Origin of the sequence: Aliifodinibius sp. S!AR15-10, assembly GCF_031569985.1 — a bacterium.
In the GTDB taxonomy this organism is placed as follows: domain Bacteria; phylum Bacteroidota; class Rhodothermia; order Balneolales; family Balneolaceae; genus JAMQKA01.
Genome location: NZ_JAMQKA010000093.1, coordinates 1 through 6,124, shown reverse-complemented (window position 1 = coordinate 6,124; position 6,124 = coordinate 1). Strand labels below are relative to the sequence as shown.

Genomic DNA, 6,124 nt, shown 5'->3' with positions numbered 1-6,124 from the left:
CAACTATTGTTGAACGATGCCTGGGGCACAACTCCATAAGGATAGGATCAATCACGATTCGCAAAACATTAATTTTTTGCCCTGGAAAAGGTACGGGTGCTTGACATTGGAGGCCATATATAGGTTAGGTTGCATTTACAGAATTTGTTATTAGCATTAGAAGAAATGTTTTTCTCTTCGCCATTCTTGGTCTAAAATATTTTCTGCTTGTTGTTCAGTTAATTCAAACCATTCACCTTCCCGTCTGGAAGAATCAAAATATTCATGAATCTTTGACTCGGTTTTAGTACTACTGACTGGAAAATATCCTTTAAGAACTAAAGGACGTGGATTTCCAGTTTGCAATCCCGACCTTCTTGATTTAACACCAGATTCTGTACTTGAATATCCTATTTTATAGTAACTAGTCCCTTGTTCTTTGCGTAAATATACAAATCCTCCTTCAAGGTCATTACCAATTGGGTCAAATAGGTTATCATTATTTTTTCCGTCTTCAAACATTCCTTTCCATATTTCCCAAGGTTCTGTTTCTGATTCTCCCCTCATCATTGTGTCCGTTTCAGCATATTCCAGTTTCTCTTTTAAATCCTTCAAAGAAAACTGACTCTTTCCTGTATTGTAGCCATAGTATTCTTTCATTTTTTCCATATCTCTTTCAACAATCGCGACCCAATCGTCTTCTCTAATGTAAGATCCTAGAACAGGAATTTTTGGAAAAACATATCTTAAACCTCGATAGGAACGGATAGATATATTCTCATCAAAAGGGTTTGGTAATTCTTTGGGTGGAGGGCTACTTAAATAACTTTTTGAAGCTTCTTCATATTCAGAATTCCGCTCCAAAATTAATTCTCGTTGTTTTTGAACATCGTCTTCAACTCCTTTAAAAGAGTATTTCTCTTCAAAATTAGATGAATAGAAATTCTCGATTATATATTCGATTTCTTTGCTATAAGGTTCATATAGAGAATTAAGTATATCTTCTTTTGATTCAGGATTCTTTAGACAAATTGCACTAACCCAATTGCAAATCTGCTTTCTAATTAGTTCAATTTGTGTGTTCCAAAACCAGTCAAAGAATTTATTTTCAAGAGCTACAACGAAAAGTACATAATTGGGAAAATTTCTTAATCTAAAGTCACCTTCATTAATTAGACGCCAAAGATCAGTTATGTAGTGGTGATCTGATTCTTCTCTAATGAATAGCGAAATGTGATCAATACGAGTTCTTAATCCCTTAAAATTTGAAACCCTTGATAAAAACTCTTCTTTAGATAACTTGGCTTTTTCATGGATTGAGGTATTTACTAAAACTTTATTCTCTCTTTTATCAAAAAAATCCAAAATTCTGTCGATTTATTTTAATTAGTCTAGGTTATTAAAAATAAGATAATGACTGACAGGATGTGTCATCCCACTTAATCCTGATAGATTTGACTTATGCAACCTAACGACATTGCGCATAAGCTGCACGCATATGAATGTTGATTTGTTAAATAATGAACGAAGAGCTAAAAAGCCAGAAGTTGGCAAGAACTGGCGAGGCGTGTCCGCTTAATGCGCGGGTTAATGGCGCAAATAAAATGGTTAGAAATTGCCTAATAGTGCATCAATTGAGAAGAGATAGATAAAAAATATGAGCACAGCTGAGGTTGTGAAGAAAACGTCTGACCATTTGAAACCTTCGTTGATAGGATTGCCCCATTGAGTTGCAGCACCAACAATCCACCCTTTAAAATTTCTACCATGCCTTTTTAGGCTGAAATAGTTAAAAATAGAAATAAGCAATGCTATGATTATAGATTCAGATAATATGCTGTAAAGAAAGATGGATTCGTTTGTAAAGCCAGGATGATACCTTTGAATGATAAATATTCCAACGATGCACCAACCTATTACACCCGTCCATAAAAATTGATTAGTAAATCGTCGTAAGTGTGTAGTGTACATTATTAGCAAGAAAGGAATAAAAGAATAGATAAAAGCAGTAAAGAATGATGTGTCGATGATTAAGGAATCCAAACTCGTAAACAATCAGATTATAATTTAACCACTTATTTATTTAGCTAACTATCATTTGCGCTATAACGGTTGCGGCGGTTAACCGGATTGGCAACGCCCGGCTGGCAAGCCGGCTGTCCCCGGGAAGCCAATTCCGGTTCAATCGCCTGGTTACGCGGCCGGTCGGGCCCGACAAGCAACGGGCTGTCGGAGGGCCCGAACAGTTGGTGCTTTATCGAGATGATAAAGGAGCACCAGCGACCGGTCGAGTTAACCGCCGCAACCGTTACGCGCGCACCAAGGGAGCGCCAACGGCGCGACCGGCGCGCGTAACGACATTGCGCTTAACGGGCGCGCGAATTAGCATTGATTCAATTTCCAGTTTACTATTTGGCTTTGAGAAAGCAAACCGAGCAGGCAAGGGCGAGGCGCGTCCCGTTGAAGCGCCTTGTTATACAGCTATTATTCGTTTGGATAATGTACGGCATGACCATGAATTAACCGCCATTGATCATCTTCGTAAACCCAAATCCAACTTGCTGTTCCCCAGTCATTTATTATAACTCCAGCTGTATCGGTATACGTGCGGTTAAAACTGGCTGCAGCAAGAGCTGCCCTATCTCCTAATTTGGTAACTTCGATGGTATCCCACTCGGCTTTGAATGATACCAAATTGGAACTTAAATTTTCGATTGCTTCAAGTAAACTTTTCCGAGTCATACGTTGCCCGTCGAAATAAGAAGTAAATTTACCCGATTCAACATAGAAAGGTGCAACTCGGCTGGTGTCAAGAGATTCAAGTGCAATAGCATATTCGTGCATCCGCGAGTTTATAGTTTCTGAAAGTTCTTTAGTACTAATTTCCCTATTATGGTTTTCAGTATTTTCACACCCAATGGCAAATACTAGCATGAGAAAGATGACCATCGTTGTTTTCATCATATATTCTCCTCATGTGTTAAGGTTTAGCTGTATAACGACATTGCGCATAAGCTGCAGGCGCCAACGTGTTGAAATTATTTACAAATGAAAGGTTAACTAATAAATAGGAGGCGGGCAAGAATCGGCGAGGCCTGTCCGCTTAATGCGCTGGTTATACAGCCATCAATTTAGGACCAGATACAATACCTAAATTCTTTGCCTGTAATTTTAAGAATATCTGCTCTTTTTCTAATCATTTGTACAACTTCACCAGTCAGGTAACCAAAATATTTGAGCCTTGCACATAATGCTCGAATATAAGCCCTACCAGCATGTTGGCATAAATAAGCAATTGAGATATTTGTAATACCTTTTTCGGCATCAAATCTTTCAGAATCATCCTCTGAGGGACCAATGATTTGGAAACCTAATTGCTGCATAGCGAAGGCTTGTGAATGAGCCATTGCAGACAGTACTCTATAAGCTTTTGAATCGTTTAGCTCACTACCGCATAGATCTGTAGTGCTAGGAAAATGGGTTCCTAATTTAGTGGGTATTTCATCCTTAACTTTTGTTTCAGCTCCAAGCTCTTCAGCAAGATTTAATAACTTTATAAATTGTTCCTTAGGTGGTCCATCCATACTTAATTCATTTTTAGCCAATCTATCTTGTTCCTGTAACCCATTTAGTCTTAAAGCTAAACTTCTATTAACTCGTTCTTCTGCAGATAAATTAGGATTTCCTATCCAAATACTTAATGCAGAAGCTTCGAGGATACTCCTAGTCAGACTCCATGGGGCAATAGTCTCAACAGGTTCTGTTAAAGATTTTATAAGACAGGACATATAATCAGAAGCGCTTTCTAAAAGTATATAGGATTGATCTTGCGCTGTTTTAATTGCAATTGGACGTTTGAAAGAGTTGAGTTCGTTATCAGCAACTGAACTCTTAACCGGTTCATGATTAGATGCATTGATAAGTGAAGCTGATTCCATCAAGTGCATCTCTCATCTGTTTAATTTTCTGCAATGGAACTTTAGTCATAGCAAATCATGGCTGTATAACGACATTGCGCATAAGGTGCGCACGGAATAATGTTGATTTATTAAATAATGAACGAAGAGCTAAAAAGCCAAAAGGTTGGCAAGACCAGGCGAGGTGCGTCCCCTTAATGCGCGGGTTAGGCTTGGGACCGCAACGAAGGGCACGAACTTGAGTACCCCAAAAAGAAGCAACGATTTGGGAAGCGAAGGCGCGGCGCCAGCGCCAAACTGGGAGATGGGAGCGAGGAGGCACGAGCACCAGGGAAACCTTTCGGCCAGTGCAACCGGCGAATCACCGGCCGAAGAAATTGACAAGTTCCAACCCATTTAGAAAAAGCACTGGTGCAAATTCGTAGCCAAGAAAGGACGCTCGTTAAAAGAAGCAGTTGGCCGTAATTCAGCAACCGGCCGAACAGAAGCAGTCGTTAAAAAGGGCGAAAGAATGGATGCCATTTTTTAGCCCAAAAAGAAGCAACAAACGCCGCTACAAAACTACGACAAAACGAGATGGCCCTGCGCCGCGCAGCCTAACGGTTGCGGCGGTTAACCGGATTGGCAACGCCCGGCCGGCTGGCAAGCCGGCTGTCCCCGGGAAGCCAATTCCGGTTCAATCGCCTGGTTACGCGGCCGGTCGGGCCCGACAAGCAACGGGCTGTCGGAGGGCCCGAACAGTTGGTGCTTTATCGAGATGATAAAGGAGCACCAGCGACCGGTCGAGTTAACCGCCGCAACCGTTACGCGCGCACCAAGGGAGCGCCAACGGCGCGACCGGCGCGCGTAACATAGTCTTAAGTGGAATAAGTATTGTAATAAAAATTCCACTTAATATATTAATATTTGTTTTAAGAGAGACTAGACCATTATATAGTCATATTATCAGGAATTTTTAGCCTCAATAATTCTTGATAATATGTTGTAAGGATTCTTCCTGAAGTCGATCTATATAGTAAAACTATTAATCAATATGGGAAAATTATGGAGAAAGAAAAATGCTTAAATCAGCTCAAGCAGGAGATAAGAAGGCGAAACTACAGCTACAAGACCGAGAAGGCCTACCTGCAATGGGTCCGGCGTTACTGTTCATTTCTCGAACAATCCGAAAGAAAGAAGATTGATGAAGAATCAATTACAAGCTATCTGAATTACCTGGCAAATGACCGGCAGGTGGCGGCTTCCACCCAAAACCAGGCGTTGTGTGCCATCATATTTTTTGTAGAGCAGGTGATGGGAGGTTCTGTTGGTGAGCTCTCCGAGCTTCAGCGTGCCAAAGAGTCACAGAATATTCCTACTGTACTTTCCCCTTCAGAAGTGAAAGCGGTGCTCAACCATCTTGTCGGGGTGAAGTTGCTTGTCGTAAAGCTACTTTATGGCTCGGGCTTGCGTATTTCTGAAGCATTGCGACTCCGTATTAAGGATGTGGATTTTGAGTACAACCAGCTGTTGGTGCGAAATTCCAAGGGGCTCAAAGATCGTTTTACGTTGCTCCCAAAATCACTCAGTAGTAAACTTAAAAACCACATAGAGAAAGTTGAAAACCTCCATGCAAGAGATCTGGCCAATGGACATGGTGAGGTTATCCTGCCAAAGGCACTGGCCCAAAAATATCCCAACGAGGGCAAAAAGCTGGTCTGGCAATACCTGTTTCCCTCCAAAACACGTAGAACAGATCCCCGCACAGGCAAAAAGCAACGCTACCATCTCTCAGAGTCAAATATACAAAAAGCGGTCAGGCAAGCGGTGGACAAGTCGGGCATACAGAAGCGCGCCACCTGCCATACCTTTCGCCACTCATTCGCCACCCACTTGTTGGAAAACGGGTACGATATTCGTACGGTCCAGGAGCTGCTGGGACATCAAGACGTGAGCACTACAATGATTTATACCCATGTAATCAAGCAGGGAGGGAAAGGGGTGAAAAGCCCGGTGGACCAGCTATAAGGATATTGATACAAACCTAAACCCGGCATAAGGAGATCCAATAATCTTCTTATATCTAGTCAAAGGGCTGGAATTTCTTGCATGGCTCACAGCTTCCCCCTTCGAATGTCCAGACCGGGGACATCCTTTACAGGTGTTCGGAGACATCCTTTACACTTTGCAGGGCGCTTATATTTTGTATGATGACCTCCAAAAAGGAGGCTGTTTTGCCCTGGGAAAAC

General features: G+C 41.6%; 6 protein-coding genes. 3 read left to right on the top strand and 3 right to left on the bottom strand.

Annotated elements, in window-relative coordinates; all coding sequences use genetic code 11:
• Positions 1-156: 156 nt before the first annotated feature.
• The 3 genes from NC796_RS26320 to NC796_RS26310 all read right to left on the bottom strand — a co-directional run bounded on the left by NC796_RS26320 (position 157) and on the right by NC796_RS26310 (position 3,917).
• A complete protein-coding gene (locus tag NC796_RS26320; protein WP_310688858.1) occupies positions 157-1,344 on the bottom strand; it encodes a GIY-YIG nuclease family protein in 1,188 nt (395 codons plus the stop codon).
• 1,119 nt (positions 1,345-2,463) lie between these two features.
• Positions 2,464-2,943, bottom strand: coding sequence for a nuclear transport factor 2 family protein (locus NC796_RS26315; protein WP_310688856.1), 480 nt, complete (start codon positions 2,941-2,943; stop codon positions 2,464-2,466).
• Positions 2,944-3,110: 167 nt separating this feature from the next.
• Positions 3,111-3,917, bottom strand: a complete 807-nt coding sequence (locus NC796_RS26310) for a hypothetical protein (RefSeq protein WP_310688854.1) — start codon at positions 3,915-3,917, stop codon at positions 3,111-3,113.
• Between the two features lie 145 nt (positions 3,918-4,062).
• Here NC796_RS26310 and NC796_RS26305 point away from each other — a divergent pair, with 145 nt between their 5' ends.
• The 3 genes from NC796_RS26305 (at position 4,063) to NC796_RS26295 (ending at position 5,903) form a co-directional block, all read left to right on the top strand.
• Complete coding sequence (locus NC796_RS26305; protein WP_310688852.1) at positions 4,063-4,296, top strand: hypothetical protein; 234 nt, start codon at positions 4,063-4,065, stop codon at positions 4,294-4,296.
• Between the two features lie 55 nt (positions 4,297-4,351).
• Complete coding sequence (locus NC796_RS26300; RefSeq protein WP_310688851.1) at positions 4,352-4,657, top strand: hypothetical protein; 306 nt, start codon at positions 4,352-4,354, stop codon at positions 4,655-4,657.
• A gap of 283 nt (positions 4,658-4,940) precedes the next feature.
• Positions 4,941-5,903 (top strand): integron integrase, encoded by a 963-nt coding sequence (locus NC796_RS26295; protein ID WP_310688849.1) that lies wholly within the window; start codon positions 4,941-4,943, stop codon positions 5,901-5,903.
• The last annotated feature ends 221 nt before the right edge of the window (positions 5,904-6,124 follow it).